This is a genomic window from Microcoleus sp. PH2017_05_CCC_O_A (assembly GCF_020738785.1).
GTDB lineage: Bacteria > Cyanobacteriota > Cyanobacteriia > Cyanobacteriales > Microcoleaceae > Microcoleus.
Genome location: NZ_JAEQCB010000020.1, coordinates 1 through 25,158, shown reverse-complemented (window position 1 = coordinate 25,158; position 25,158 = coordinate 1). Strand labels below are relative to the sequence as shown.

Here is a 25,158-nt window from a genome sequence, read left to right as displayed (position 1 = left end):
CGTTGACTATAGTTGAGTAGCAAGCCCAACTGCCACTCTTGAACAAGGTATTTTCTAATGACAAAGAGTTCAAATCCTCACAAAAAGCTTAATCTCTTGCAAGTTTATCGAGGGATTGGGGCTTTATTGGTGGTAATGTTTCACGTCAACCAGATGAGCACGGAAAGATTAAATCAAGTTACTTTTTTTAATTTATTTCAGGCTGGGTGGAGTGGTGTTGATTACTTTTTTGTATTGAGCGGTTTTATCATGGTCTACGTTCACCGATCGGCGATCGGTAAAAAAGACCAGTTAAAATCATTTTTAGTCAAGCGCTGCGTGCGAATTTACCCAATCTACTGGATAATTACTCTGACAGTTGTGTTTTTCTTTCTACTGATTCCAGGTTTTGCTAATGCTCAAGACTTAAGTTTGGACAAGATAATTCTGTCGCTGCTATTGATTCCTCAATATGGCAAGCCAATTCTCGATGTAGGTTGGACTTTAGTTTACGAAATTTATTTTTATGTATTGTTCAGCATAGCTATCTGGCTAAAACCTAAACAGTCTGTGCCTCTGCTGTCGGCTTGGCTATTTGTCACACTTCTACATTTTTCTAAAGTAATACAATTTCCCGATGCTTTTTTCTTGCTGAATACTGTATTTGGAAATATGAATCTAGAATTTGTTTTGGGTGGCTTGGCTGCGTATATCGTGCTTAAATATAACAATAAGATTACTAATTACAGATGGATATTATTTGGGATAGCAAATTTAGGATATGTTATTTTAGGACTGTTTGTGGCTTGGGGCAACATTGAGTTCGATCGGATCAAGACTTTTGCAGTGCTGGCAGCTATATTAATCGTTGCTGCAACTTCGATCGACCTTAAGGATTCTCCGAGACTTCCTTATCTTTTAATTTTCCTGGGCGATGCCTCATATTCAATATTTCTGCTCCACAGCCCGGTGATATCAGCAACTACAAAAATTGTGCAAAAGGCAAATTTAGGAAAATATTTCGACGGTTTCTTTGCTCCGGCTATGGTGGCATTGTTTGCTGTAGTTGTCGGCTGCATATTCTACTCTTTCATCGAAAAACCATTGACAGTTTATCTGCGGAAAAATATTGTTGAAAAAATGTTTCTTCCGAAGGCGCAAGCCAGCTAATTGTAGGGTGCGGATCTGTGAGATGTGCGGTGCGATCGAGCTTAACTTGCGATCGATTTACCGCAATACGTCAGCAGGGGGGGGATTTTGAGGTGTAGGGTGCGTCGCAATCCAGAATCTCGGTAAAAAATCGAAAAATCTAAAAGCGACGCACCACAGGGTTTAATTAGTTCGATCGCACTTTATTTTCCATGGTGCGTCGCTGTGAGATTGTCGATCGCATTTGCAGATTGTAGAAGAATCCGCACCCTACAAACTAGACAAAAACAAGAGCTACACGAAAACCGCAGCCCACGACGCAACTACCCACGGAATTCCAGCTACGATAGGCACTGCGGGAATGAACCGCAAAAGAATCCCAGTAGCCACCACGTACCACTCTACCCCTACCTGCGTGACTTTCCCAGCAACTTCCGTCAGTTGGTGCGCCTTCATAATTTTGGTGCCATTTATCGCCACACCATTCGCTAACATTGCCGTGCATATCGTACAGTCCAAAGGCATTAGGGGGAAAACTCCCGACATCTGTTGTTTCTCCTCGGTAGAGTCCTTTGGAAGCGTTTGCGGAGGCTTTGCGTCCGCTATAGTTAACTAAATAAGTGGTAATTATTTCCCCAAAGTGAAATGGGGTTGTTGTACCCGCACGACAGGCATATTCCCATTCTGCTTCACTCAGGAGGCGATACTTTTTCCCGGTTTGTAGCGAAATTTTGTCACAGAATTCGACAGCATCATTCCACGATACTTGCTCTACAGGATGTTTTTCGCCTTTGTAATACGATAGGTTGTTTCCCATTACTGCTTCCCACTGTGCTTGGGTGATGGGGTATTTGCCTGCATAAAAACTGGCTACTGTAACTTGATGCTGCGGATTTTCACAATTCTCTCGTCCTGCTTCTCTGTAAGGAGAACCCATCATAAATTTGCCACCGGGAATGTAAACCATTTCCAGTAAAGTTGAGTTACCTAAGTCTTCAGGGAAGAAGCGAGCAAATGACTTAGTGCGGCTGTTTTCTTTGCCAGAGGAATCGACTGTGATGACATCAAATTTAAATGTGGGTAAATACTTGGAAAACTGTAGTTTTATCTTTAAGTCATTTTTATCCTTCAGCAGTGAGTAGGCCGCTAATTTTATCTGCATTGACTCATCCTGCAATGCCCCAATTATCAAATCTAATCCTGCATCTCCATATTTGGGCGCATCGGAGAGTGCAGCGATTCTCACTGCAACATCGGGCGATGCCAAGCGGCTTTTAACGCCTGCAATTCCTCCCAGTACCGCCGCATTCATAGGAATTAAATTTTGACCGCCAAGGACGGCATCGTATTCTTTGGGTCTATTTTGCTCGCTTGGCATAGCATTTTAACCTCTATAATATCTACAAATGTGGCATTTGTCTAATAAATATGTCAAATATTCAAAACTTATAATATGTTTGAACAAGGTTTTTTGATCTCATCTTTTATGCAGCGCAGCATAACTCATAATAGTCCTTTACCTTTTTGAGTCAAAGCGTGCTAAATTTAGCTACTTTGTATAACATTAGCTAGACAAAGGTTAAGGATATCGGTAATGACAGCAACTGCGAATCGAGCTAACTGCGGACAAAGTGCCAAAATAGTTGCGAGTGCTATTTTGGAGTGTAGGCTATTGAAAGCAAACATGAACAGGGCGATTTTGACTGGCCCAATTGTTGCCAGCATTCTCAGTCTGGTATCGCCGGTGCAAGCTTTGCAGGTGCAGGTGACGCCGCCAAATCCCGAACTGGGTGATACGCTGTCGGTAATTATTCAGGTTGACGGTAACGGCGGGGAAACTCCAAAAGTGTCTTTACAGCAGAAAAATTACCCTGCTTTTCCGATCGGCAATAATCGCTTTCGGGCCCTGCTACCGACGACACCACTGGAGAAACCCGGTGCGCGCGTTGTTCAAGTCTCCGGTGACGGACAAGTGCAGAAGTTGAATGTGCAAGTGCGCGATCGAGATTTTCCCACTCAATCCATCTGGCTGCCACCTGGGAAAGACTCCGAAGGTACCGATGCCGAATTCGATCGCGTGGACGCGTTTAAAGCACTGGTGACACCCCAAAAATTTTGGGATGGCAAATTGTTGCGCCCCAACTCCGGCGAAATTACCACTATTTACGGCGTGCGTCGGTACTATAATGGGGTATTTGCTAAGGACTACTACCACCGCGGCGTCGATTACGCGGGCGCTTACGGTTCCCCTGTAGTTGCACCGGCTGCCGGTCGCGTGTCTCTCGTGGGACGCGAATCCCAAGGGTTCAAAATCCACGGTAATGTAGTTGGTATCGACCACGGTCAAGGGGTAGCAAGTATTTTGATGCACCTCAGCCGGATTGATGTCAAGGAAGGCGATTTCGTGAAAGCGGGTCAAGTAATTGGTGCTTTGGGGTCAACGGGGGCTTCGACAGGCCCTCACCTGCACTGGGGACTTTACGTGCACGGGCAGTCTGTCGATCCGGTACCTTGGCGGCTTCAGGGAGTTGAGTAGGACTTTTTACCGATTTTGACGAATTTAAAAGTCAATTATGGGGTAAGTTTGTGGCTGGGGTGTGTAGATAACTGTTCTGGGTTATCACTATTGGGTTATGATTTGTACAAAAATTCTCAACTCAAGCCTCAAAACTCGAATCTCAAGACGCCAGCAATTGCGTCTTTACAAAACAAAACTGTATTAATGATGCCGTTGAGCGGGAAGCATATATGAGTATTGAAAAAATTGTTGAACAGGCTTTGCAAGACGGCTATTTAACGCCGTCTATGGAAGCTGAGGTGGGACGAATCTGCAATACGGCTTCTGAATTGTCGATCGAAGAGTACATGGCTCTCGATCGCCTGATGGGAGCTTTGTTGACCGGAGAAGTGGTGGTTCTGCCGCGCAAACAGTTCATCAATGTGATGGAAGAGTTGGTGCTTAGCGAGGCGATCGCCAGGGTGGCAGAAATTGAGGCGGCGAGCAGCGAGCAGAGTCTGGATGTGGGAGATATTGCGGCTTATGCTTTAAATAGGCTGCCCCCTCTGTACGCTACGACGGAAGAGGGAGCTCACTTTCAAAGGGCTAGGGCTAAAGAGCAGCTTCACGATTTGATTTCCAAAGAAGTCAACGCAGCGATCGACCGCAACTTGGTCAGACCTGAACCCGTAAACCCCACAGCTTTGGGTAAGCCGTCTTCTGGAACCGAAGTTCTGTCAAATCTCAGCAATTGGCTGCAAGCTAACGCCGTTAATTTTGAGCCGCAGCCGTAGTACCACGTCCAACAGCTCTATTTTGGTTAAGTCGATCCCGCTCAATTCAAAAAGCGGGATTTTTAGTTTTTGAGCCAGAAACAGTTGACAGTTGACAGTTGACAGTTGACAGTTGACAGTTGACAGCAGAAGGAAGGGGGATGTGGGATTGGAGTAATGAATCGTCTGATTTTAATTTCTCCCGATCGGGATTCCGGCTTTAAACCAATTCTTTTTGGTCACAAGACATCCGTCACAATTGAAAAAAAAATTAAAGGAATTGTTTGTTTGCCACCTAAAACAAACAATTCCCTTTTCCTTCTGACTAATGACTAATGACTTCAAACAATTAATTATTGCTCTCAGAAGAGTCTGCGGAGGGGCCGGCAGTAACTTTTGTTTCTCGTTTTTCACGTTTTTTCCGTTCAGCTTGGATGACATCTTGAAGCACTATTCGCGCTTGGGCCATTTTTTCCAAATTGCTGCGGTACAAATCTAAATCTTTGCTAACTTTGTCTTCAGGTAAATGCAAAGCTGCACTGATTTTGCCGATCGCCTCGTTGCGAGTTTCTTGGTTTTTTACCATTTCGGGGTCAGCTTTTTCTAACAGTGAGAACAAACCGATCGCAAATAAGCGACTGTACTTAAATTGAGCGTTGCTGGCGATCGCCCCTAGGGATGCTTGCAAATCTCCTGTATCTTCAAAGCTGGTAGAGCGATCGAGCCACGAGAGCAACTCAGACCCTCCAAGGCGATCGGCCAAGCTTTCCAATCTGTGAGCGTCTTGCTTGTAGCGATCGGGATCGTCTTCTAGGGCTTTGCACAAAGCGTTAAAAATCGAAAGTCTGTCTGCTTCTGGGGCGTACCCGAGCATGAATCGATCGAAAGCTGTCACCACGCCCAAAGCATAAATCGGGTCGTATTGAAAATCGACATTCGCCGAAAGCAAGTGCATTTCTACCATCAACTCTTCCACCACTCGACGGTAAATTGAGTTAATCGGTCGAGTGTGAATCGTATAGAAACTTCGCTTAGTATCTGAAACAGTACGGTTCTTGTTCACCTGAGTTTTATAGATAAATAATTGTGCCGCCACAAGTGGACCAGCGCGGCATGAGTAAAGTCGGGGGAGTAAATTGGCGATCGGGCTGGCAAAATTTGCCAGTTTTTTTAACTGTGCAGCCGAGACTGCGAGGCAAAATTTTATCAAGAAGATTTTGCGGGCGATCGGCAGCAACAATTAATCTGTCGCAATACGATGGCAAAAGCCAAGTATCTTTACAATCATAGCTCTTCTGGGATCGCTGATAAATCCCATCTTCTGACTTGCCCGGCCCTCTTCGGGCAACCCTTACCACAATCAAATTTTATTGTCAAGCCCAATCCTCAAAAATCGAACGAACATGACAATTTCTCCTGAATTAAGAGCTTTAGCCCAATACATGGCGGGCGAATTTGACAACCGAGAACAAGCGCTAGCAGATCCGGCGTGGTACGTCCACCTGCGTTTTTGGCAAAGACCCCTGCCCGTGCCTCTCTTGGACGAACCGAGTATTGCCCTGTTTGCCGAACAAGCCAATATTCTAGAATTAGACAAGCCCTACCGTCCCCGCATCGTGCAACTGAGGCACGTGAAGACAGCGCCGGAACTTATAGAAGCTCAGTATTATATGTTCAAGGATATCGCAGCCGTCAAAGGAGCCGGTCGCAACCCCGACTTACTGGCAAAACTCAAGGGCGAGCAAGTCGAACTTCTTCCCGGCTGCACCCTCTCGGTTGCGGTGCAAAATTTAGGCTCAAACCGCTATCGATTTCGGGCATCTCTGCCGGAGGGAACTCGTTGCTGCTTTACCTACGATGGGCAAACTTACCAAGTAGACTTGGGATTTGAAGCCGCAGACGAGGAATTTCTCAGCTACGACAAAGGAATAAACCCCACGACAGGTAAGGCTATCTGGGGAGCTTTAATGGGCCCTTTTAGATTTGTCAAGCGTCAGGATTTTGCTTCTGAAATATTTGCCAATACGCTTGGAATCGGATCGGACGGCGGTTGAAACCGCGTCTACAGAAACAAAGTCCGCCTCCGCGGACTAAAGAAGAAGATCGCGTAATTTTCACCGCCCGGTCTTTAACCTGCACCAGACACGTGCAAGTTTGTGTAGACGCGATTTCAATCGCCCGGTCTTCTTCAACCTGCGGAGGCACGTGCAAGTTTGTGTAGAAGCGGTTTCAACCGCCCGGTTTTCTTAACTTGCGCGCGGCACCCCCTCTAGAGCTTCTTCTTCTGTTTCAAATATTTCAAAGACAGAATCCATCATGGTCACTTCAAACACCAGTTTGGCTTCTGGATGAACATTGCAAATGCGGAAACTGCCCTTAACTTTATCCGCATCGCGCATACCGGCTACCAACGAGGTCAGGCCAGAACTATCGATAAAGTTTACCTGACCAAGATTCACGACGACATGACGGCTGAGTTTGGAAATACACTCTTGCAACTTGAGGCGGAATTGCCAAGCTGTCGTGATGTCCAACCGTCCTGTCGGTGCTAAGACGATAACTGTTGTACCGTCAGATAGCGTGTGGGTTTTTTGATCAATATGAATCACTGACCCTTCCCTCAAATTTATTACTATTTATCGCGGTGGTTACTTTCTGCTATACAAATACTAGACAAGTCTAGACATTTGCTTCTTACTTCACAGGGAGCATGGGAGCGGTTATCCCTCAGTAAGCTTTCGCGCTTTAGCCAAGCGTGATAAATTAATCGCTGCCTTCAAGTCTCTGTCCATCGAATTACCACAACTTTCGCAGTTGAAGGTTCTTTCTTTCAGTGGCATATCTTGGATATGCCCACAGCTTGACTATTGTTTTGCAAGGGCGGAAACCAGCGGTCAGCAATGATTATTTCACAACCAAACTTTTTCGCCTTATATTCTAGGTGACGCTTGAATTCAGAGAATCCACAGTCAGCTATTGCCTGCGCTAGTTTGTGATTTTTTGGCATCCGATCAACATTTAAATCTTCTACTTATAGTTGCGTGGTTTTTGCATAAGTAAGTAGTGACTTGATACTGAAAGTCCAAGCTTTTTCGCAAATCGCGCAGGGTTTGAACATGGCACACTATGAGTGTTTGTGTAAAAGTTTACCATTCTGTCTACTTAATTGCTAGCTAAGGACTTTCTCAGTAGTTTAACTCACGTCGGTGACTGCTGAGGCATCCAATTCGCCCAATCTTGCGGTTTTAAGAACTTTGAGTAGAGTTCGGCTTCTGGAGAGTTGGGTTCTGGCTCGAAACAATACTCCCAGCGTACCAGAGGTGGCAGGGACATCAGAATCGATTCGGTGCGTCCGTTGGTCTGTAAGCCAAAGGTCGTGCCCCGATCGTACACTAAGTTAAATTCAACGTAACGGCCGCGGCGGTAAAGTTGGAAATCGCGCTCGCGCTCGCCGTATGCTTTCGATCGATGTTTTTCAACAATTGGGGTGTAAGCCGGCAAAAATGCGCGGCCGCAGTCCTGTATGAAGGCGAACAGCGACTCCCAGCTTCTAGGCTCCGGGTTTCCGACATTTTTGCTGTACTCAGCAGCTTTCCCTTTGACATTTTGGTCGCGGTAAAGCGGGCCTTGAGCGTTTTGGTAGTCAAAAAACAGGCCGCCGATACCGCGAGTTTCTTGGCGGTGGGGCAGGTAAAAATATTCGTCGCACCAGAGTTTAAATGTCTGGTAATAGTCCGAGTGGTGTTTGTCGCAAGCTGATTTCAGAGTTTTGTGAAAATGAGCTGCATCCTCATCCAACAGGTAATAAGGAGTCAAATCGACACCACCACCAAACCACCAAATCGGGCCCGCTTCAAAATAACGGTAATTCAGGTGAACCGTAGGCAAGTAGGGATTGCGGGGGTGCAGCACCATCGAAGTACCAGTGGCGTAGAAATCGTGACCGGCAGCTTCTGGGTGCTTGGTCAGAATCAAAGCAGGCAAACTTTCGCCCCAAACTTGGGAAAAATTAACTCCGCCTTGTTCAAACACATTGCCTTCGCGCATAACGCGAGAACGTCCGCCCCCGCCTTCGGAGCGTTCCCAAGAGTCCTCTTTAAATTTGCCGCCGCCATCGACCTGTTCGAGGGCTTGACAAATTTCGTCTTGTAGGCTTTTCATAAATTGGCTGACTCTAGCTCTAGAGTCAGCGGGCGGCAAAAACGGAGAAGTCGTGGTTTTAAGTGTTGTAGAAACTGTCATAAAATTTTCTGTTGTCAGATTTGAATCTTAGATGGTGATGATTGCCAAATCCAGTCGCCATGTAATTATGCCACCGCAGGTCTGCAAATGATCGCTATGAAGTTACATTAAAAAATAGCAATAAAAATATACTTAAACTTGCGATCGAACATTCACTGACACAATTGCAGAGCTATGGTGGAGAACACAATGCCCAGTACACTCGATATTAGTTCAGTCTTAGAAATCCTGCGACCTGTGCAAGACCCCGAACTGCAAAAAAGTTTGGTGGAATTGAACATGATTCGTAACATCAAAATTGACGGCGGAGTCGTCAGTTTTACTTTAGTGCTGACAACGCCTGCTTGCCCGCTGCGAGAGTTTATTGTCGAAGATTGCCAAAAAGCGGTCAAACAGTTGCCAGGAGTCGAAAAGGTGGCTGTGGAGGTGACAGCCGAGACGCCGCAGCAGAAAGGAGTGGTCGATCGCCAAGGCATAGAAGGCGTTAAAAATATTATCGCAATTTCCAGCGGCAAAGGTGGCGTCGGCAAAAGCACGGTGGCGGTGAATGTGGCAGTAGCCCTGGCGCAAACCGGCGCAAAGGTGGGTTTGCTGGATGCCGATATCTATGGGCCCAACGACCCAAATATGTTGGGTTTGGGGGACGCGAAAGTAATGGTTAGGGATGGAAAAAGCGGAGAAAGCCTCGAACCCGCATTCAACTACGGCGTCAAATTAGTGTCGATGGCGTTTTTAATTGAGAAAGACCAGCCTGTAATTTGGCGCGGCCCGATGTTGAACGGAATCATCCGACAGTTCCTCTACCAGGTGAATTGGGGCGATTTAGATTATCTGATTGTCGATATGCCTCCGGGTACTGGAGACGCGCAGTTGACAATGGCCCAAGCGGTGCCGATGGCTGGTGTGGTGATTGTGACGACGCCGCAGACGGTGGCTTTGTTGGACTCCCGCAAGGGGTTGAAGATGTTCCAACAGTTGGGAGTGTCGGTGTTGGGAATTGTGGAAAATATGAGTTATTTTGTGCCGCCGGATATGCCTGACAAGCAATACGATATTTTCGGTTCCGGCGGCGGCGAAAGGACGGCGGCAGAGTTGGGAGTGCCGCTGTTAGGCCGCATTCCGCTGGAAATTCCGCTGCGGGAAGGTGGCGATTCCGGTGTGCCAATTGTCGTGGGACAACCGGGTTCTGCTTCGGCGAGGGAGTTGCGGGCGATCGCGGGTCGCATTGCTGGTAAAGTTTCTGTAGCAGCCCTAGCCTAATAGACATCTCATCCAAAAGTTCGTCAAGGGCAGGCTCTCCGGCCTGCCCCACAACAGTTTTTGGGAGAAGTCTCACAAACTTTCGTTTCCCAGCTTTGTCTCCTGTTGGCGAAGGTTTGCCTAATTCCCGAGCTCTGCTTGGGAACTAGAAACGAGAAACGGTAAGCTATAAAGAGCAAACTTAACATTCAAAGAATTATGATTTTTCCAGGTTCGGCAGTTCGAGTTAAAGATAAGGGCGAGATTTACTACGGCTTTCAAGGACTTGTGCAGCGAGTTACCGACGGGAAAGTCGCGGTATTGTTTGAAGGTGGCAATTGGGACAAGCTGATCACGTTCCGCTTATCGCAATTGGATATTGTGGATGCTACGGCTGGTCGCGCGAAATAGTCATTAGTCAGCGGTCATTAGTCAGTTGTTATTTGTTATTAGTTATTGGTTATTGGTTATTAGTACCCACTCACAAATAACAAATAATAAATAACCAACTGCTAACCGCCAACTGCCAACTGCCAACTGCCAACTGCCAACTGTCAACTGTCAACTGTCAACTGACTAATATGCGTTTACCTTTACCCCAATTTGGAACAAAAGAGCGGCATCCCGATCGCATTGCTGAAGTCATCGAGACGGCAACTACAGAGTTTTTGGCTCAATGCTTGGAACCGGATGACTTGAGTTTTCCGGTGATGCCACCTTTTGGGAGTTGGGTGAAGGCGGAAGATGAAGAGTCCAAAAATCAAATCTACGGCGTAGTTTACCATGCTACCACTAGCCCGATCGACTCGGTGCACAGAGCTAGGGCTTTGGGTTTATCGCTGGAAGAGTTGCGGGAAGAACAACCGCAGATTTTTGCGATGCTGAAAACCGAGTTTCGAGTGGCGCTTGTGGGGTTTGAGAAGCCACCGGAAAGGTTGAACGGCCACGGCCCATCGAGGGGTACAATTTATCAGTATTTGCCGCCGCGCCCGCCGCAAATTCACCAGGCGGTTTATCGCTGCGAACCGGATGAGGTGATTGATTTTACGGTGCAGTTGGATTTTTTGAGGACGCTGCTGGGAGTGACGAATGCGCCTGTGGATGCGCTGACGGCGGCGACGATTCGGGAGATTTATCAGTTGCGAATGCGCGATCGATCTTGGTTGGTGGAAGCGGGCAGGAATTTAAGTGTTTTGTTGAAGGATGATTATGACAGGTTGCGGGTGATTTTGAGTCAGATTCATCCCTAATACCTGACAAAATTGAGATCGTCTGAAGCTAGCCGTTAAACATGACAGGTTTCCCAAATTAAACTAAACTATCAATAGTTCAGCCCGCACACTACTGCTACCCAACATAACTCTCATGCAAGGACAAACACTCGCAGGACGCTATCACATCATCAACCACTTGGGAGGCGGTGGCTTTGGTCAAACTTACTTGGCTGAAGATAAAAGGCGATCGGGAAATCCTCGGTGTGTCGTCAAGCAACTCAAGCCGCAGTTTACAGATCCGCAAACTCTAGAGATAGCTAGACGTTTATTTACAACAGAAACAGACACCCTCCACAATCTAGGAACTCATCCTCAGATTCCCGAACTTTTGGATCATTTTGAGGAAAATCAGGAATTTTATTTAGTTCAAGAGTTGATTGAGGGGAGAGATTTAAGCAAAGAAATTACTCCCGGCCAGCGGCTTAGTGAGTTGCAAGTTATGGCTATTTTGCAGGAAATCGTAGAAATATTGGTGTTTGTTCAGCAGCACAAAGTCATCCACCGGGATATTAAACCTCCTAATTTAATGAGGCGCAATTCTGACGGCAAAATATTCTTAATTGACTTTGGGGCTGTCAAACGAATTAGCACTCAAATAGTTAACACTACAGGGCAAATTCCGCCGACTATTGGCATCGGCACAAATGGTTATACGCCAGCGGAACAAAATAACGGACATCCTAACTTTGGCAGCGATATTTATGCTGTGGGAATGACTGGGATTGAATGGCTGACGGGCATACTTCCTCACGAGTTGCCAAAGGATGCTAACGGTGAAATTGTTTGGCGCGATCGCACTCAAGTTAGCGACGGCTTTGCTAATATTTTAAACAAAATGGTGCGATATCATTTTCGCGATCGCTACCAGTCAGCCGCAGAGGTGTTGCAAGCTTTCAACAATTTGAGGAGAATTCCACCATCTTCTACTGTAGTATCATCTCCTAACTTATTGACATTAATGAGTAACTGGACGCGAGATCATATAATTGGTTTGCTTGGGGTTGGTTTGGCTGCTATATTTGGTGTAGCAGCATTGTTTACACCAGAAATTAGAAAAATGCTGGGATTGGAGGCTGCGGACAATTTGGCAAGTTATGACAATACAGCCCAAGGTATTAAAATCAAATATCCCGATAATTGGACTAAACAAGAAGAGTCTAACGCCGTTACCAAAGATGTGGTTCAATTTATTTCACCTAAAGAAAACGATGCTGATAACTTTCAGGAACGGCTGATTGTGACAGTTGAACCTACGACGAATAATAAAACCCTTGATGAATATACGAAGTTATCTAAACAAGAAATCTTGAATTTAGATAAAAATGCTAAGATAGCTCAAGAGGGTGAATCTACTCTAGCTGGTAAAAACGGGTATAGAGTTGTTTATACAACAAAAGAAGGGAATGAAGAGTTTAAAAAATTGAATGTTTGGACAATGAAAAATGACAAGGCTTATTTGATAACCTACGAGGCAAAAGCGGGGAAGTACGAGCAGTTTTTGCCTGTTGTTGAGAAAATGATTAAGTCGCTCGAAGTTCAAAGCACGAAATAAATTTATTGAGGCAGTTGTCAGATTATGGTGACAGTATCAATCAAATAAGATCCCCCTAAATCCCCCTTAAAAAGGGGGACTTTGAACCGTCTTGTCCCCCCCTTTTTAAGGGGGGTTAGGGGGGATCTCCGGGTTTAATTGCTAAAGCGATAGAAAAACACCGCAAGTTAGGGGAATCAATTAGCATTTGGCAAGATGGCAAAGTAATTACTTTAACTGCCGATCAAATTCCTCCCTTGAAATTAGATAATGATAATTAATCCTTATTTTGCCATCAAATGAGGAACAAATATTTTAGTCAAAAATTTTGGGCAATTATTTAGGATTCGGCTACTTTTTCTTGCACTCGGCGATATTTGCCATCTAAACGTTCCTGTCGCTGACGGCGATTATCAGCTTCTAACATTGCGAGGACTTCATCTAACTTTAGCGTCCAAGCATCAAGCAGGCGACAAGATTCTCGCATTCTAGCAACATTTTGCTGTCTAGTTTCTAAATCGGGTATTCTTGGTTGTTGAGTCATGGCAGATTCCAACTCCTTTTAATTTCTTGAATACTGGCTTCTGAGGCATCGGCGATCGCCTCTCCTTGGTCTATCGTCCTATACAGAAAGTCTAGCACATCGGTTGTTGCTGCTGGTTGAGATTCTGCCACCTGTTGCAAGATTCTGTGCAAACGGTTGTAGGGAATTCTCAAGCGTTCCTTGACATTATCAATTGCTTCTAACTCAGGCATTGTTTCCTGGGTTTCGCCAAATTGCTGTAAGAGGGAATATTCTGCTGCTGTTGCTGTGTCGAGAAGTGCGACTAACCGTTGTTGCAATCTGAAAATAGTGGTGATAGTTTGGTCTGGTAATTTTGCCATGAATTTGAATTTGGAGGATGACAAATTATCAGTATAATAGCACTTGCTGGAGTTCAGAAACCGGGTTTTTTACGAAAAACATTCGTGACCGCCGACAGATTAAATAAAAACCCGGTTTCTTTGGTTAGGACTGACGCATGGGGGTTGAGAAACCGGGTTTTTACGCAAATACTTTCGTTGCAGCCCATATATTCGGTAAAAACCCGGTTTCTTTCTCCCCACGCCGGACACGGCAATGCCGTTTCCCTACTAGCGAACTGTTAAATTGTACCGACCTCTTTCGCCTTTTTTATTAGCATTAACAACTACGGTATAGCGGCCGCTGGCGGGTAAGGTGAAGGTGAGAGAAGAATTGGAATTTGAGATGTTTGCCAAGTCGATTACCTCCCTTGAAGTTCTCTAATTCTATTTAGTGCATTTTGGTAATTATCTCTATCTCCTTTTTGCTGAAATAAGTCTGCGGCTTTTTTGAAATCTTTTATTGCACCCTGCTTGTCTCCTAATTGATAGCGGGTAAAACCTCGGTTGTAGTAGGGAGTGGCATAGTTGGGGTTAATTTTCAGGGCCTGGTTGTAATCTTGTATCGCTCCCTGCTTTTCTCCCAATTCTGAGCGGAGAGCACCCCGGTTGTTGTATGCTTGGGCTAAGTTGGGGTTAATTTTCAGAGCCTGGTTGTAATCTTGTATCGCTCCCTGCTTTTCTCCTAAATCTGAGCGGGCTTGGCCCCTGTTGTAGTAGAAATAGGAATCGTTGGAGTCAATTTTCAGGGCCTGGTTGTAGTCTTGTATCGCTCCCTTCTTGTCTCCTAATTTATAGCGCGCAAAACCCCGATTGTTGTAAGCTTTGGCATGGTTAGGATTAATTCGCAAAGCTTGGTTGTAATCTTGTATCGCTCCCTGCTTGTCTCCTAAGTCATGGCGGACAAGACCCCGGTTGTTGTAGGCTGTGGCATAGTTGGGGTTAATTTTCAGGGCTTGGTTTAAATCAGCGAGCGCTCCCTGATTGTCTCCTAAGTCGTTGCGGGCAAGACCCCGGTTGCTGTAGAGTTCAGCATTGTTAGGGTTAATTTTTAGAGCCTGGTTGTAATCTTGTATCGCACCCTGCTTGTCTCCTAAGTCTGAACGGGCAACACCCCGGTTGTTGTAGGCATAGGCATCATTGGGGTTGATTTTCAGGGCCTGGTTGTAATCTTGTATCCCGCCCTGCTTGTCTCCTAACCTTGAACGAGCAACGCCGCGCTCGTTGTAGGCATCGCCATAACTAGGATTAAGCTGAATTGCTTGGTTGAAATCTTGTATAGCCCTCTGATAATCTCCTTTATTTAATTTTTCCCTACCCTGAATATAGAAATCATCAGCTTTCGGTCCAGTCGCCACAGGCGCACTCGGAACCTTCACCCCCACATCCACTTGAGAGGAAGCCAACAATCTCAGACTCGTATTAATCGGAATCCCCAGATTAAAACCAGTCTTAGCAATTTGAATATTCTGATTAATACTGCTAGATTCTGCCGCCCTCGTATCCGCCCTCCCGTGAATTCCCACCACCTCTCCACTCTCATTCAACACCGGCCCCCCGCTCATTCCCGGCAGCGTATTGTTACTATAAACCAACGCATAACCATCTTCTAAAGGTCTAGAAGCATTAGCAGTAATTCGCCCATCGGTGAATTGGTAAATCGAACGATTAAGAGCCGCTGAAGTCTTCGGAAATCCTGCCACATAAGCCGCTTTCCCTTCTGTCGCCAAATCCGAGTTGCCAATCTTAGCTACGCTGTAAGTTTGACTGCTGGTAAACTCGACAACTGCTAAGTCAATATTTGGCAGTTTTTTCACACTGCTGTAATTGAGCAAATAGCGCTTGTCATCAGGGGTGACAATCTCATATTTAGCTTGAGCATCTTTGAAAACGTGACGGGCTGTGAGCACCGTGTAAGTGTTGCCATTCCGTTTGATAATGATTCCAGAACCAGGATTTTTACTGTCAATCAGGACTGTGATTGATTTAGCGATTTTGCCAACTTCATCGGCAGATATTGCGAAAACTGCGGTTGGTTGGGCGATGACAATAGTTGCAATTGTACCGATTAAGGCGATGGGAATTTTGTTAGAGAAGTTCATTGATTTTAGCTGTTAATGGAAGAGATGATTTCAGCTTAATTTAATTTGTACCTTCGGAAATCTCGTTTTTATCGAAGGTTTGATCCCCCTAAATCCCCCTTAAGAAGGGGGACTTTGAGTTTTCTTGGGTTTCTATGGTTTGTATCGAAGGCTCGATCCCCCTAAATCCCCCTTAAGAAGGGGGACTTTGAGTTTTCTTGGGTTTTTCTCGTTTGTATCCAAGCTTCGATCCCCCTAAATCCCCCTTAAGAAGGGGGACTTTGAATGCTCTCTTGTCCCCCCCTTGTTAAGGGGGGCTAGGGGGGATCTCCGGGTTTGAAAACACGCGCTAGGGGAATCGATCGCCCATAATGAAACGAATCGACTATGGAGAAATAGGAGAAACATTTTCCTCAACAGGTGTCTCTTCCAAATATCTCTCCATATCAACAGAACCAGGCCCAGTTTCAGATAGTACATATCCAGAAGCCAACCCGCGACGATCCATCAATTTTTTCAAAGTAGCGTCAGCATCACTCCCCCGCTTGAGAGTGAATAGCAAAGTCCTATTCGTACAACTATCGTCTTTGTTAACAGCAGCACACACCACCGGTTCTCCGTTCAGAGTCCCAGTGTTAATATATTTGAGAGTACCGTTATCGTAGTTTCGCTGAAATCTTCGACCTACCTCTTCGCAGCGTTTTTGAGCAGTCCACGGCGGCGGAAAATAGTTGTTAGAAGTCCAGCGGACAAGGGGTACACTGCCCCGTGGGGTGCGAACCAAGGTGACAGGCTGTCTATTGAGAGTGCCGCAGAAAAAGCTATTATTGCCCGCACGGCTGGGTTGACAAAACAGCGCACTCGTGCTATAAGAAACAACTAGCCCTGTCAGGAGTCCGGTCAAGATTTTGGATTTCATAAATATAAATTTTTGATATATTATCTCATAGCTGAGCTACATTTGCAACCTGGAACTTATCCTGATGCTAAATCCGCAAATCAGTCTGTCATAATTTATTTAAACCAAAAAATCATATGTGGGTAGACGTAACAGCGCTAAATCAGATTCCCGAACGGGATATTTTGAAGGTAAAAGTTGAAGGAATTTCACTAATTTTGAATCGCCAAGGTGCGAATGTCACTTGTTACCGCAATGCTTGCACTCATTTAGAATATCCGATCGATATGGGGAAAGTAAGTAATGGCATTATTACCTGTCCCTTTCATAAATTTCAATTCAAGTTAGATACTGGTAAATGTTTGAATGCACCGAGTGATTCCCTAGAGTCTTATCCCGTAAAGATTGAGGGCGAAATCGTTTTTGTTGACATCAATGAATCATGATTCATCAGTCATTTATTCATACCAATTTGAAACAAAATCTCATAATAATAAAAAAATAATAACAATAAATTAGAGGTTTTTACCTGTAGGGACACGGCACGGCACCGTGTCTGGCAATCTATGCCTTAAGATAGATATTTTTTATACAGTTAATAACCGTTAATAACCGTAACAACAATTTGTCAAAATCTTATTATGTGCTGTTTCCAACACAAACCTGCTAGCGCCGGGAGGCTTTGCCGACATGGGAGCCAAACAAGGCAGAGCATAAGAATCTGAGTTGCCTGGTAAATTACAAAGTCCCACGCATTTAATAGAAGGGTTCCGAGCGTGATACCAGTAATTTTATAACCCAATACGGTTCACTTAAGACAGATCCCCCCTAACCCCCCGGGAGATGCGGGGGGGACAAGAAGCTCTTAAAGTCCCCGCAACGATGCGGGGGATTTAGGGTGATCTCCGGGCATAAATAGTGTTAAGTAAACCGTATTGTTTTATAACCCAACAAACATTCTCAATAGTGTTCATACTCCTCGTACCTTCACGCGGCAAGGAGCGTCAAAGATAAAATCTCAACTAGGGACGGAAAACCAGATATTCCAACAAATAAAATCATGAAAAAACTATGCCTGTTTTTTTTTTGATGGTGATGATTAGCTTGGGAACAGTTGCAATTGTCAGAAGTCAGCAAACACCACCACCTATCAATACCTATAGTCAAACCGTGAAACGGGAAGTCTTCGCGAGTGGTTATCCTAGTGAGGCAGAAGGTAGAATTTTAGAATTAGTACGTTATACCATTCCTGGTATGGCAAAACTGCTGCCTCACGTTCATCCAGGGATGCAAATTTTCAAAGTTGAATTGGGGACACTCACCTATACTGTTGTCCAGGGAATCGCGAAAATTAAACGCGCCAATGGTAAAGAAGAAACCCTAGACGCGGGCCAAACTACTCGTCTGACGGTGGGAGATTCTTTAGTTGAGGCAGGGGGTATGGTGCATCACGGTCAAAATGAAACAGGAGATCTGGTAATTCTGCTTTCCACTTCTCTCCTGGATTCTCAGAAACCGAAAGCAATTTTGATCGAGCGTTAATCGACTTTACTGGTGCTTGGTGGTGGCGGATTAAAGTTTTGAACTGGCATCTGGGGTTCATATGGTGTCCGAGTAATTAAGCACAATCAGATTGGTTCGTAGTGCGGACTTCAGTCAGCTTTCATGCGGAGGACACTCCCGACGCACTACAAACTGTTTTTGTTATGGTAATAGAGCGGACATGATATGACTCTTTCCCAAGCACATCGCTTGGGAAGGAGTTAATTAACTTTAAACCACCGCACTTTTCAACCTATCACTTTGGCGCGCCGCTGACGGAGGAAAACCCCCAAAAGCCCGATCGCCCCAACGATCAAAAGCAGCCATTCTTCCGGTTCCGGAACCCCAGAAACATTCAAAGGATTGTTCGGTTTCGTCAACTCCTCCTTACCCGATTCTATCTTTCTTTCAAATCGATCGCTCTTAGCTTCCGCCGCCTTTAGCTGCGCCCTTTGCGCGTCATTAACTAGCACAATCATCGAAGAATAAGGCGTGACGACTTTAAAAGTTTTAGCTAGCGAGTGCATTGCATCCAACTGAGTCAACTGATTGGAAGTTTTCTCTTTGCTAAGGGCGGTTATCAACTGCCGCGCAGCTATCGGTTTAAAACCTTCATTTTCATCATCAGTTATTTTCGCAACCGCCGCCGACTTGGGAGTTTTGGCATAACTCCAAACATAGCCATCAACAACACTAATTGCAGATTTCCCTGATGATGCTGTCGTCGCCACTCGCTGCATCGCCTCTTTGATATCGGTAGAAACTCCGCCACCGCTATCTTGAATCAGCTTTAAAGTTCCATCATCGTAAGCCGGTGGTAAGCCTCCCAAATGCACAGTCCATAGGGGTGAGGGCATGGAAACGCTGGTTTTGCGATCGTCGGATAACTCATAGCTGTGGCGATCGCTCACCAAGAATACAGTATCATAAGTGCGATCGGCGCGTAACTGTGCAAACTGTTGCAGAATATCCTTAAGTTGGAGCGTACCATAAAACGTCAACTTTCCAACATCAAAACTCCCCAAATCTTCCACCAACTTCGGCGGCATCCCCGCAGCACTCCCCACATACAAATCAACCGTATTTGCTTTTAAACTATTCGCTTTCAACCATTCAAAATTCTCCTTAACTTCCTTTGTTTCCCCCGCCATACTGCGAGAAGTATCCAGAATCACTGCCAACTTTTTGCCCTGCGGCAGCGAATAATTTGCATCAACTAACGGCTTAGCCGAAATCGTATGTTCTCCCGGCAAATTTGCCAGACGCGGTATTGCTTGCTGCCGGGAAACTGCTAGCACAAAAGTCGGCAGCCAAGTTTCTTTTGCCTCTTTTCCCTTGTAATTTACCTGTTTTCCGGCAATTGTGCGGCGAGTATTTCCATCCCAATAAATGTTACGTTTTTCTGCTAAAACAGGCATCGCCCAACCCTGTGGTTGTCGCATCACTTTGTAAGTCAGCCACAAGTGCATTTCCGTTGGCCCATCAGTTTGCGTGCGCGAAAACTCTCGTTTAGCCGGAATTGGAAAAGCTCGCAAGCGGTATTGTTTCGGGCCAACTTGTTCGAGCAAAGCCGGGTCTACATTTTCTCTCACCTGCTGGTTGTAAACTTGCTGTGCAGCACCTCTGGGCGACACACTAAATGCAAAACGCCTTTTCAAATCCCCAGTATCGCCCAGCCAAACTCCTGTAACTGCGGCGCTTTCCGGCAGTGAAAAGTAATAGAATACTTCTTGCAAGTTCGGCGTTTGATTTTTGTAAACTTCGTAGAGTTGAATGTCAGCCCAATCGCCCTTTTCTGTGATTGTAACTTCTTGGGACTGCAACCATACTTTTTCCTCATTAACATTCAGCAAACCTGCCTTAGCTTCTTGGCGGTTAGATGTTGACTGCACTGCGTGCTTTACTGCTTCCGTGTCACCTTTTTGAATTTCGGTATCGAAGAATCCAGCGTAGAGTTTTTCGGCTTTTTTAACATCGGAATCAGAGCCTTGATACAAAAACGGCGACATTAAAAAATTGTAGCTGTTCTGCACGTTGCGAGCCGCTGTGTTAGGCAAACTGAACGTATTTTTGTACATCTCATAAATGTGGTTGTTTTCTCCCACAGTGCTGAGATAGCGGTACGGAGATAAATAAGCATTAACTAAGCCCGATCGAATCATATCAGACTTGGCTAATAAAGTTTGACGCGCAGTATCATTTGCTGCGGGAGTTGCCAGAATTTTCATGGCTTGAATTTGCGGCTGCTGTAGCAAAGCTGCGAAAATTGCCAGCCAAGCAGCCATGACTCCCAAGCTGCCCATGATTGCTTGATTCTTTCCGTATTGGGAAGCAAAACTGCGAAATACTTTGCGTCCAGATTGGATGTATAGAAAGCCGTAAAGCGAAGGCATTACTACGAACAAGCTGGAGGTAAGACCAAACAGAATCAAGGATAATGGTAGCCACCAAATTATGGATAATGAAGTGTACTTTAGAGAATCTATCAGTGGTGCTACCCAAACAAAACTTAAAAATCCAACTACCAGCGTAAATGCGACAGGTAGAGCGTAAAACATCAGCAAGGTTGCCGCCCAAGTTCCAACTAGCAGCATTAAGCTGTGAAATCCTAACTGGATCCATGCACTTCGCTTGTTTCCCATGAATCCAATAGAACTGGACTTTCTGTTGCGAGCATCTTGAGATATTGAAATATCTTCAATATTTTCTTGTTTCCCAAAATATCCGTACAGCATTTCTACTAAAAATGCTGCAATGCACAAAACGATTGTAGCGATAATTAGCGAGCTGGCTGGATTCAGTTCTCGAAGCATAAACAGCCTGATTAAGCAGAGCAAAAACAACGGCGCTTCTACTCCGTAAAACAAGCGCATTAGCTGCAATGGTTGCTTGTGAAAGCGCCTTGCTCCTACTATGGTAAACACTGTCGGTACTGCTATCAGTGCTGTTAGGGTTAAGGAAAATTCAAGGGGAATAATTCCGTCTATTGTTGCTTGGATTAACGGAATTGCTAGGTATGGCAAAATTCCTAGATAAACAGTTGACAAAAATGTCAGGTTCCACACCCAAAAAACAATTCTAAAAATTGCATCAAATACCTGCTTTGCTTTCATTTTTTGCTCCTTTTAAGCTTTGTTTGACAGCATTATGTACGTTAGCAGTAAACTCTTGTACCTCGGAATTTTCAGGATTTACGAAACTGTCAAAAAGAATGGAAACTAGCACCCAAGTCTGATTGCGATGGGTGATGTCGCTGCCGATGCGCGACAAGAAGTTATCTGTGGTTTGCGCTTGAGATTGCAGCCAGTATGCAGCGGATAGTTGGTTGTCTTTGAGATACAGCCAGCGAGCGGTTACGGTAGGAGTTAGCTGTTTTTGTTCTATTCGATTAACGGAGATGCCACTGGTTACAAAGCACAACTCTGGTGCGTGATAAGTCTGCCAAGATGTGCTGGCTACTGCGAGGAGGGAACCGTGCAAGTTACCTGAGACAAATCTCTTTTTTTCGGCTTTTGTATCTGGGTAATTGCCGAAGAATCTTTGTTCGCTGGGATTCAGCGGGATTGCTTCGGATATAATTTGTTGGGGTAGTTGTAAAGGGGCGATCGCTACTTTTGTACTTTCGACATGATACAATTGAGAAATTCCTGCTAAAACAGTCACCGTCACAATTAGTCCGGCTTTTGCCAGAGGCTGATTTTTCAGTATTTCCGAATCTCGTTGCGAGTTGAAATCAATTTGTTTTGTTGGCTGAAATTTGGGAACTTGTTGCAGCATCAACCAACTTACAAAACAACCGCAGACTAAACCTACAATTCCCAGCGGTACGTGGAGGATTTCTGCATAGGTTGGCTGTTGCCAAACTTGGGCAACCAGCACTAGCGCGACAACCCGCAAAGCGTTAGCAGACAGCAACATTAACAAGTTAGCAGCGCATACTGCCAGCCATTGAAAACTTAATTTTCGGCTTTCTAACCAGGTAGCCACTAGCAAAAATAGCGTCCCGACTAATAGGGTTTTAATGCCGCTGCAAGGTATATCAACGTGAGCGATGCCGTTTTCCAAAATCAGGATATCGTAGGAAGAAATAGCTCCCACGTGCAGGAATGAGAGCAACTGTTCTACTACGTGAGCAGTCATCACTCGCGCGGGCAAGCCGAGGCCGCTATTAAACTGATTGCTGAAGGGTAAAATACAAGCCAGCAAGCCGGCAATTGGCAAGTTTTTTTGCCAAAAATTCGGTTCCGCAAAGAAGCCGCACAGCCCGTAAGTTCCGAGGATAAATAGCAGTACGCTAACTTGTGGGATATTAATTATGCACCCTGTGGCGATCGCCAAAACACCTGCACCCAACATCAACAGCAGCGGATTGCGCCTCAAAATGAAGTTGCGGGAAAATGCGCGCGGGCGATCGCTCGGTTGGGGCGATCGCACTACTAATGCTACAATCAGAAAACCAATTGCTATCTTGTACAGTGCCGGTATCTCAACAAACGACGATAACAGCCACTTAACAGCCGAGATATTGGCCCAAAACCAAGCAAGCGCCAGCAAAAAAGGAGCCAGCCAAACCAAATTAACCGCCTGAGGGGGACTAACAGAATCTGAAATTCCCGAATCTGGAATATTGGTGCGCTGCATGATACCGCTTGAAATTCACATTGATGAAATCTTAGCTCAGCAAAATTGGTAATGCCTAGACCCGTAAATTAAGTTTTGTCAAGCTTCTATTTTCTATACATAAATGTTAGCCTTATAATAATTTAATCGGAGGTAAAAATGAGCGAAAAAAGTACAGGATACAAAATTCTTAGCGACAACCGACAAGCGCGCCATTTGTATGAAATTATAGATACATATCAAGTGGGCATCGAGTTAAAGGGAACCGAAGTCAAATCGATTCGGGAAGGAAAAGCGAATTTGCGGGACGGATATGCTTTGGTTAAAAATGGCGAAATATGGCTGATTAACGTTCATATTTCACCGTGGAGAAGTGCTAGCAACTATTTTAATCACGAGCCTCGCCGCACTCGCAAATTGCTGATGCACAAGCAGGAAATTCGCAAATTAATCGGCAAAGTGGAAGAAAAAGGTTTGACTTTAGTGCCGTTAAAAATGTATTTGAAAGGTGGCTGGGTAAAACTTGATATCGGTTTGGGAAAAGGGAAAAAACTGCACGACAAGCGCGAAGATTTGAAGAAACGCGAAGACAAGCGGGATATGGAACGAGCGATGAAGCAATTTTAGTCATCAGTCATCAGTCATTAGTCATTAGTCGGTAAACAGTCAACTGTCACCTATCAATCCAACGACTGTGCTCTTCGGGCAGGGGGGCAAGCTGTCAACAGTCATCAGTTATATTATGTGGGAGCATCTCATTTTTGTAAAAAGCATTTTTTTTTGAGTGCGAGCGTCCCCGCTCGCGTATTGTATAGTACGCGAGCGGGGACAGCACTATAAATACAAAACTCAGATGCTGCCTATCATGTCCGATCCATAACCATAATAAAAATGGTTCGTAGTGCGTCCTGGTGTCCGCAGCTTCAGAGCGGACACCAGGACGCACTACAAACTGTTCGCGCGTGCCCTTAATCGAGCGAACACCATATCATCAGTCATTCAGTCATCAGTCCTCTCAACCGCTTCTGTCAACCTCTTCGGGCTCTTCTGTCAACTGCCAACTGTCAACTGTCAACTGTCAACTGTCAACTGTCCTTCTTCCCGCTTCAATCTTCAATCTTCCTGAAAATATCCGGATTGCTTGTGGAGTCCCGCGAAGGGTTAACCTATGCTCGAATACATCTAGGTAATCGCAGCATGAGGCAAGCATTCGGCTGTGGAGTTGCAAACCATAAATGAGAAATGAGTTCAAGCCTTCCTTCATTTCCTAAGATTATGATGCCATGAGGGTGGCAATTAAATCTAGACAACAAAATATCACAACTCTCAAGTTAAAAGATGCTAAAAACGACACCGTTAGCTAACATTTTTAATGTCATGAAAGAGCCAACAAAAAAGCATCATCACTCCAAGTGGGCGGCATTCCTACTGATGCTAGCAGTAGGCTTTGGCGGCTGGCAATTTGGGTTGCCGGAACTCGCCTCACTGTTTAATAATAAGGGCTTTGAAAACTACAAAGCCAATAGATTGGCTGATACTCAAAAAGCCTATGAATTAGCCCTCTCCGTAGATCCCAAGAGCCGAACAGCTCTTTACAATTTGGGATGGCTGTGCGAAGAGGTGCAAGATTTAGAGTGCGCCCGAGGAAAATACCTGCAAGCTGCCAAACTGGGTCTCCCTGCTGCTTACAGCAATTTAGCTCGATTATATATAGTAGACAAGAAAAACTATGCTGCTGCCGTTCACTTGCTGTGGCAAGGTTTAAAATTAGCTGAGGACGATCGAGTAAAATATTCCTTACTCAAAAATTTGGGATGGGCTCGGCTGAAACAGGGTAGATATTCAGAGGCATTGCAGCATCTGGATGCAGCAATTAAGCTTGATAGTGAAAGACCAGCAACTTACTGCTTAAAAGCGCAAGTCCTAGAAGGGATGAAAAAGACGAAGGAAGCGCTACCGCAGTGGAAAACTTGTCTAAAGTATGCGGATTCCCAAGAATTCGATGAGGATATATGGATAGGAATGGCACGTCAACGATTAAAAGAGGAAAAAACAAATAAATGAAACGCACAGTTTTGCTTTCATCAGCCATGCTGGCAATTATAACGGTAATGGAGCTAAGTCAAGCCTCAAGAGCAATGCCAACTCCTGCAACTGTTACACCCACAGTGAATGAATCAGTCGCAACGCTGTTCCAATTGAATCAGTCTACGACGTGGCGGCGGTGCAAAGATAGAGATGGATATTATGCGTGTCCGAGATTTGCAATGCCTTCGGATAGCGAAGAATAAGAGTTATTTTCGATAATTTTTGTAGAGTTCGCCACTAGCACTTTACAACTAACAGGTATGTAGTATGTAGTAGTAGTTATGTAGGTGCACGCTGTGCACCTTATACCATTTGAGATTTGAGATTTGAGATTTGAGATTT

At 45.1% G+C, this 25,158-nt stretch carries 25 protein-coding genes and 1 pseudogene; 14 read left to right on the top strand and 12 right to left on the bottom strand.

The window, feature by feature from the left end; translation table 11 throughout:
- Nucleotides 1-57 precede the first annotated feature (57 nt).
- Nucleotides 58-1,149, top strand: a complete 1,092-nt coding sequence (locus tag JGK20_RS06640) for an acyltransferase (RefSeq protein ID WP_293229848.1) — start codon at nt 58-60, stop codon at nt 1,147-1,149.
- 256 nt (nt 1,150-1,405) lie between these two features.
- Here the strand turns inward: JGK20_RS06640 and JGK20_RS06635 are convergent, their stop codons facing one another.
- Nucleotides 1,406-2,506, bottom strand: a complete 1,101-nt coding sequence (locus JGK20_RS06635; protein WP_366038591.1) for a formylglycine-generating enzyme family protein — start codon at nt 2,504-2,506, stop codon at nt 1,406-1,408.
- Between the two features lie 216 nt (nt 2,507-2,722).
- On the opposite strand from JGK20_RS06635, the gene JGK20_RS06630 reads away from it, so the two are divergent.
- Together JGK20_RS06630 and JGK20_RS06625 are read left to right on the top strand one after the other, a co-directional pair.
- Nucleotides 2,723-3,664, top strand: coding sequence for a M23 family metallopeptidase (locus tag JGK20_RS06630; protein ID WP_293229845.1), 942 nt, complete (start codon nt 2,723-2,725; stop codon nt 3,662-3,664).
- Between the two features lie 212 nt (nt 3,665-3,876).
- A complete protein-coding gene (locus tag JGK20_RS06625) occupies nt 3,877-4,419 on the top strand; it encodes a late competence development ComFB family protein (protein ID WP_293185350.1) in 543 nt (180 codons plus the stop codon).
- Between the two features lie 328 nt (nt 4,420-4,747).
- Here the strand turns inward: JGK20_RS06625 and psb29 are convergent, their stop codons facing one another.
- Nucleotides 4,748-5,461 (bottom strand): photosystem II biogenesis protein Psp29, encoded by a 714-nt coding sequence (psb29, locus tag JGK20_RS06620; RefSeq protein ID WP_293185349.1) that lies wholly within the window; start codon nt 5,459-5,461, stop codon nt 4,748-4,750.
- A 23-nt stretch (nt 5,462-5,484) separates the two neighbouring features.
- Here psb29 and JGK20_RS06615 point away from each other — a divergent pair, with 23 nt between their 5' ends.
- Both JGK20_RS06615 and JGK20_RS06610 read left to right on the top strand, forming a co-directional pair.
- Nucleotides 5,485-5,688, top strand: coding sequence for a hypothetical protein (locus tag JGK20_RS06615; RefSeq protein ID WP_293211927.1), 204 nt, complete (start codon nt 5,485-5,487; stop codon nt 5,686-5,688).
- Between the two features lie 113 nt (nt 5,689-5,801).
- A complete protein-coding gene (locus JGK20_RS06610; protein ID WP_293185345.1) occupies nt 5,802-6,452 on the top strand; it encodes a chromophore lyase CpcT/CpeT in 651 nt (216 codons plus the stop codon).
- A gap of 192 nt (nt 6,453-6,644) precedes the next feature.
- On the opposite strand, the gene JGK20_RS06605 is transcribed toward JGK20_RS06610, so the two are convergent.
- From JGK20_RS06605 to hemF, 3 genes and pseudogenes are all read right to left on the bottom strand, one after another.
- Entirely contained in the window at nt 6,645-7,007 is a 363-nt protein-coding gene (locus JGK20_RS06605; protein WP_106149243.1) for an STAS domain-containing protein, read from the bottom strand.
- A gap of 111 nt (nt 7,008-7,118) precedes the next feature.
- Nucleotides 7,119-7,250: pseudogene (locus tag JGK20_RS34440) on the bottom strand (zinc ribbon domain-containing protein); the annotation flags it as partial.
- Nucleotides 7,251-7,596: 346 nt separating this feature from the next.
- Nucleotides 7,597-8,640, bottom strand: a complete 1,044-nt coding sequence (gene hemF, locus JGK20_RS06600) for an oxygen-dependent coproporphyrinogen oxidase (RefSeq protein ID WP_293185344.1) — start codon at nt 8,638-8,640, stop codon at nt 7,597-7,599.
- A gap of 189 nt (nt 8,641-8,829) precedes the next feature.
- Between hemF and JGK20_RS06595 the strand changes: the two genes are divergently transcribed.
- The 4 genes from JGK20_RS06595 (at nt 8,830) to JGK20_RS06580 (ending at nt 12,705) form a co-directional block, all read left to right on the top strand.
- On the top strand, nt 8,830-9,900 hold the full coding sequence (locus JGK20_RS06595; RefSeq protein ID WP_293145049.1) for an Mrp/NBP35 family ATP-binding protein: 1,071 nt from the start codon (nt 8,830-8,832) through the stop codon (nt 9,898-9,900).
- Nucleotides 9,901-10,098: 198 nt separating this feature from the next.
- Nucleotides 10,099-10,290, top strand: a complete 192-nt coding sequence (locus tag JGK20_RS06590; protein WP_293185343.1) for an NAD(P)H dehydrogenase subunit NdhS — start codon at nt 10,099-10,101, stop codon at nt 10,288-10,290.
- Nucleotides 10,291-10,460: 170 nt separating this feature from the next.
- Nucleotides 10,461-11,129 carry an HAS-barrel domain-containing protein gene (locus tag JGK20_RS06585; RefSeq protein ID WP_293185341.1) on the top strand — a complete coding sequence of 223 codons (669 nt, stop codon included), beginning with the start codon at nt 10,461-10,463 and terminating at the stop codon, nt 11,127-11,129.
- Between the two features lie 115 nt (nt 11,130-11,244).
- Nucleotides 11,245-12,705 carry a serine/threonine-protein kinase gene (locus JGK20_RS06580; protein ID WP_293185339.1) on the top strand — a complete coding sequence of 487 codons (1,461 nt, stop codon included), beginning with the start codon at nt 11,245-11,247 and terminating at the stop codon, nt 12,703-12,705.
- A gap of 319 nt (nt 12,706-13,024) precedes the next feature.
- Here JGK20_RS06580 and JGK20_RS06575 read toward each other — a convergent pair whose 3' ends face one another.
- The 5 genes from JGK20_RS06575 to JGK20_RS06555 form a co-directional block, all read right to left on the bottom strand.
- On the bottom strand, nt 13,025-13,228 hold the full coding sequence (locus JGK20_RS06575) for a hypothetical protein (protein WP_293185337.1): 204 nt from the start codon (nt 13,226-13,228) through the stop codon (nt 13,025-13,027).
- Complete coding sequence (locus tag JGK20_RS06570; protein WP_293185335.1) at nt 13,225-13,569, bottom strand: hypothetical protein; 345 nt, start codon at nt 13,567-13,569, stop codon at nt 13,225-13,227. The genes JGK20_RS06575 and JGK20_RS06570 overlap by 4 nt, the downstream gene beginning before the upstream one ends.
- Before the next feature lie 249 nt (nt 13,570-13,818).
- A complete protein-coding gene (locus tag JGK20_RS06565; protein WP_293185334.1) occupies nt 13,819-13,944 on the bottom strand; it encodes a hypothetical protein in 126 nt (41 codons plus the stop codon).
- A gap of 5 nt (nt 13,945-13,949) precedes the next feature.
- The gene (locus JGK20_RS06560) at nt 13,950-15,689 is read right to left on the bottom strand and encodes a serine protease (RefSeq protein WP_293229842.1); all 1,740 of its coding nucleotides are present in this window, start codon (nt 15,687-15,689) and stop codon (nt 13,950-13,952) included.
- Between the two features lie 364 nt (nt 15,690-16,053).
- Nucleotides 16,054-16,587 carry a COP23 domain-containing protein gene (locus JGK20_RS06555; protein ID WP_293203347.1) on the bottom strand — a complete coding sequence of 178 codons (534 nt, stop codon included), beginning with the start codon at nt 16,585-16,587 and terminating at the stop codon, nt 16,054-16,056.
- Between the two features lie 116 nt (nt 16,588-16,703).
- On the opposite strand from JGK20_RS06555, the gene JGK20_RS06550 reads away from it, so the two are divergent.
- Both JGK20_RS06550 and JGK20_RS06545 read left to right on the top strand, forming a co-directional pair.
- Nucleotides 16,704-17,012 carry a Rieske (2Fe-2S) protein gene (locus tag JGK20_RS06550; RefSeq protein WP_293185331.1) on the top strand — a complete coding sequence of 103 codons (309 nt, stop codon included), beginning with the start codon at nt 16,704-16,706 and terminating at the stop codon, nt 17,010-17,012.
- Between the two features lie 625 nt (nt 17,013-17,637).
- Nucleotides 17,638-18,108 carry a cupin domain-containing protein gene (locus tag JGK20_RS06545; protein WP_293185330.1) on the top strand — a complete coding sequence of 157 codons (471 nt, stop codon included), beginning with the start codon at nt 17,638-17,640 and terminating at the stop codon, nt 18,106-18,108.
- A gap of 248 nt (nt 18,109-18,356) precedes the next feature.
- Here the strand turns inward: JGK20_RS06545 and JGK20_RS06540 are convergent, their stop codons facing one another.
- On the bottom strand, nt 18,357-21,221 hold the full coding sequence (locus JGK20_RS06540) for a TIGR02921 family PEP-CTERM protein (protein ID WP_293229839.1): 2,865 nt from the start codon (nt 21,219-21,221) through the stop codon (nt 18,357-18,359).
- Entirely contained in the window at nt 21,199-22,749 is a 1,551-nt protein-coding gene (gene xrtO / locus JGK20_RS06535; protein WP_293185328.1) for an exosortase O, read from the bottom strand. Before xrtO ends, JGK20_RS06540 begins: the two co-directional genes overlap by 23 nt.
- Before the next feature lie 138 nt (nt 22,750-22,887).
- Between xrtO and smpB the strand changes: the two genes are divergently transcribed.
- The 3 genes from smpB to JGK20_RS06520 all read left to right on the top strand — a co-directional run bounded on the left by smpB (nt 22,888) and on the right by JGK20_RS06520 (nt 25,019).
- Nucleotides 22,888-23,355 carry an SsrA-binding protein SmpB gene (gene smpB, locus JGK20_RS06530; protein WP_293185326.1) on the top strand — a complete coding sequence of 156 codons (468 nt, stop codon included), beginning with the start codon at nt 22,888-22,890 and terminating at the stop codon, nt 23,353-23,355.
- A 711-nt stretch (nt 23,356-24,066) separates the two neighbouring features.
- Entirely contained in the window at nt 24,067-24,792 is a 726-nt protein-coding gene (locus JGK20_RS06525; RefSeq protein ID WP_293185324.1) for a tetratricopeptide repeat protein, read from the top strand.
- Complete coding sequence (locus JGK20_RS06520; protein ID WP_293185323.1) at nt 24,789-25,019, top strand: Osc7112_2153 family protein; 231 nt, start codon at nt 24,789-24,791, stop codon at nt 25,017-25,019. Before JGK20_RS06525 ends, JGK20_RS06520 begins: the two co-directional genes overlap by 4 nt.
- Nucleotides 25,020-25,158: the final 139 nt, after the last annotated feature.

What these genes read in the sequence shown, in the direction of transcription:
- JGK20_RS06610 (WP_293185345.1), top strand. Translation starts at nt 5,802, where the DNA reads ATGACAATTTCTCCTGAATTAAGAGCTTTAGCCCAATACATGGCGGGC.
- JGK20_RS06540 (WP_293229839.1), bottom strand. Translation starts at nt 21,221, where the DNA reads ATGAAAGCAAAGCAGGTATTTGATGCAATTTTTAGAATTGTTTTTTGG.
- xrtO (WP_293185328.1), bottom strand. Translation starts at nt 22,749, where the DNA reads ATGCAGCGCACCAATATTCCAGATTCGGGAATTTCAGATTCTGTTAGT.
- JGK20_RS06635 (WP_366038591.1), bottom strand. Translation starts at nt 2,506, where the DNA reads ATGCCAAGCGAGCAAAATAGACCCAAAGAATACGATGCCGTCCTTGGC.
- JGK20_RS06555 (WP_293203347.1), bottom strand. Translation starts at nt 16,587, where the DNA reads ATGAAATCCAAAATCTTGACCGGACTCCTGACAGGGCTAGTTGTTTCT.
- JGK20_RS06520 (WP_293185323.1), top strand. Translation starts at nt 24,789, where the DNA reads ATGAAACGCACAGTTTTGCTTTCATCAGCCATGCTGGCAATTATAACG.
- JGK20_RS06595 (WP_293145049.1), top strand. Translation starts at nt 8,830, where the DNA reads ATGCCCAGTACACTCGATATTAGTTCAGTCTTAGAAATCCTGCGACCT.
- JGK20_RS06525 (WP_293185324.1), top strand. Translation starts at nt 24,067, where the DNA reads ATGCTAAAAACGACACCGTTAGCTAACATTTTTAATGTCATGAAAGAG.
- JGK20_RS06545 (WP_293185330.1), top strand. Translation starts at nt 17,638, where the DNA reads ATGCCTGTTTTTTTTTTGATGGTGATGATTAGCTTGGGAACAGTTGCA.
- JGK20_RS06640 (WP_293229848.1), top strand. Translation starts at nt 58, where the DNA reads ATGACAAAGAGTTCAAATCCTCACAAAAAGCTTAATCTCTTGCAAGTT.
- JGK20_RS06560 (WP_293229842.1), bottom strand. Translation starts at nt 15,689, where the DNA reads ATGAACTTCTCTAACAAAATTCCCATCGCCTTAATCGGTACAATTGCA.
- JGK20_RS06585 (WP_293185341.1), top strand. Translation starts at nt 10,461, where the DNA reads ATGCGTTTACCTTTACCCCAATTTGGAACAAAAGAGCGGCATCCCGAT.
- JGK20_RS06575 (WP_293185337.1), bottom strand. Translation starts at nt 13,228, where the DNA reads ATGACTCAACAACCAAGAATACCCGATTTAGAAACTAGACAGCAAAAT.
- smpB (WP_293185326.1), top strand. Translation starts at nt 22,888, where the DNA reads ATGAGCGAAAAAAGTACAGGATACAAAATTCTTAGCGACAACCGACAA.
- JGK20_RS06625 (WP_293185350.1), top strand. Translation starts at nt 3,877, where the DNA reads ATGAGTATTGAAAAAATTGTTGAACAGGCTTTGCAAGACGGCTATTTA.
- JGK20_RS06590 (WP_293185343.1), top strand. Translation starts at nt 10,099, where the DNA reads ATGATTTTTCCAGGTTCGGCAGTTCGAGTTAAAGATAAGGGCGAGATT.
- JGK20_RS06580 (WP_293185339.1), top strand. Translation starts at nt 11,245, where the DNA reads ATGCAAGGACAAACACTCGCAGGACGCTATCACATCATCAACCACTTG.
- JGK20_RS06630 (WP_293229845.1), top strand. Translation starts at nt 2,723, where the DNA reads ATGACAGCAACTGCGAATCGAGCTAACTGCGGACAAAGTGCCAAAATA.
- hemF (WP_293185344.1), bottom strand. Translation starts at nt 8,640, where the DNA reads ATGACAGTTTCTACAACACTTAAAACCACGACTTCTCCGTTTTTGCCG.
- JGK20_RS06570 (WP_293185335.1), bottom strand. Translation starts at nt 13,569, where the DNA reads ATGGCAAAATTACCAGACCAAACTATCACCACTATTTTCAGATTGCAA.
- JGK20_RS06550 (WP_293185331.1), top strand. Translation starts at nt 16,704, where the DNA reads ATGTGGGTAGACGTAACAGCGCTAAATCAGATTCCCGAACGGGATATT.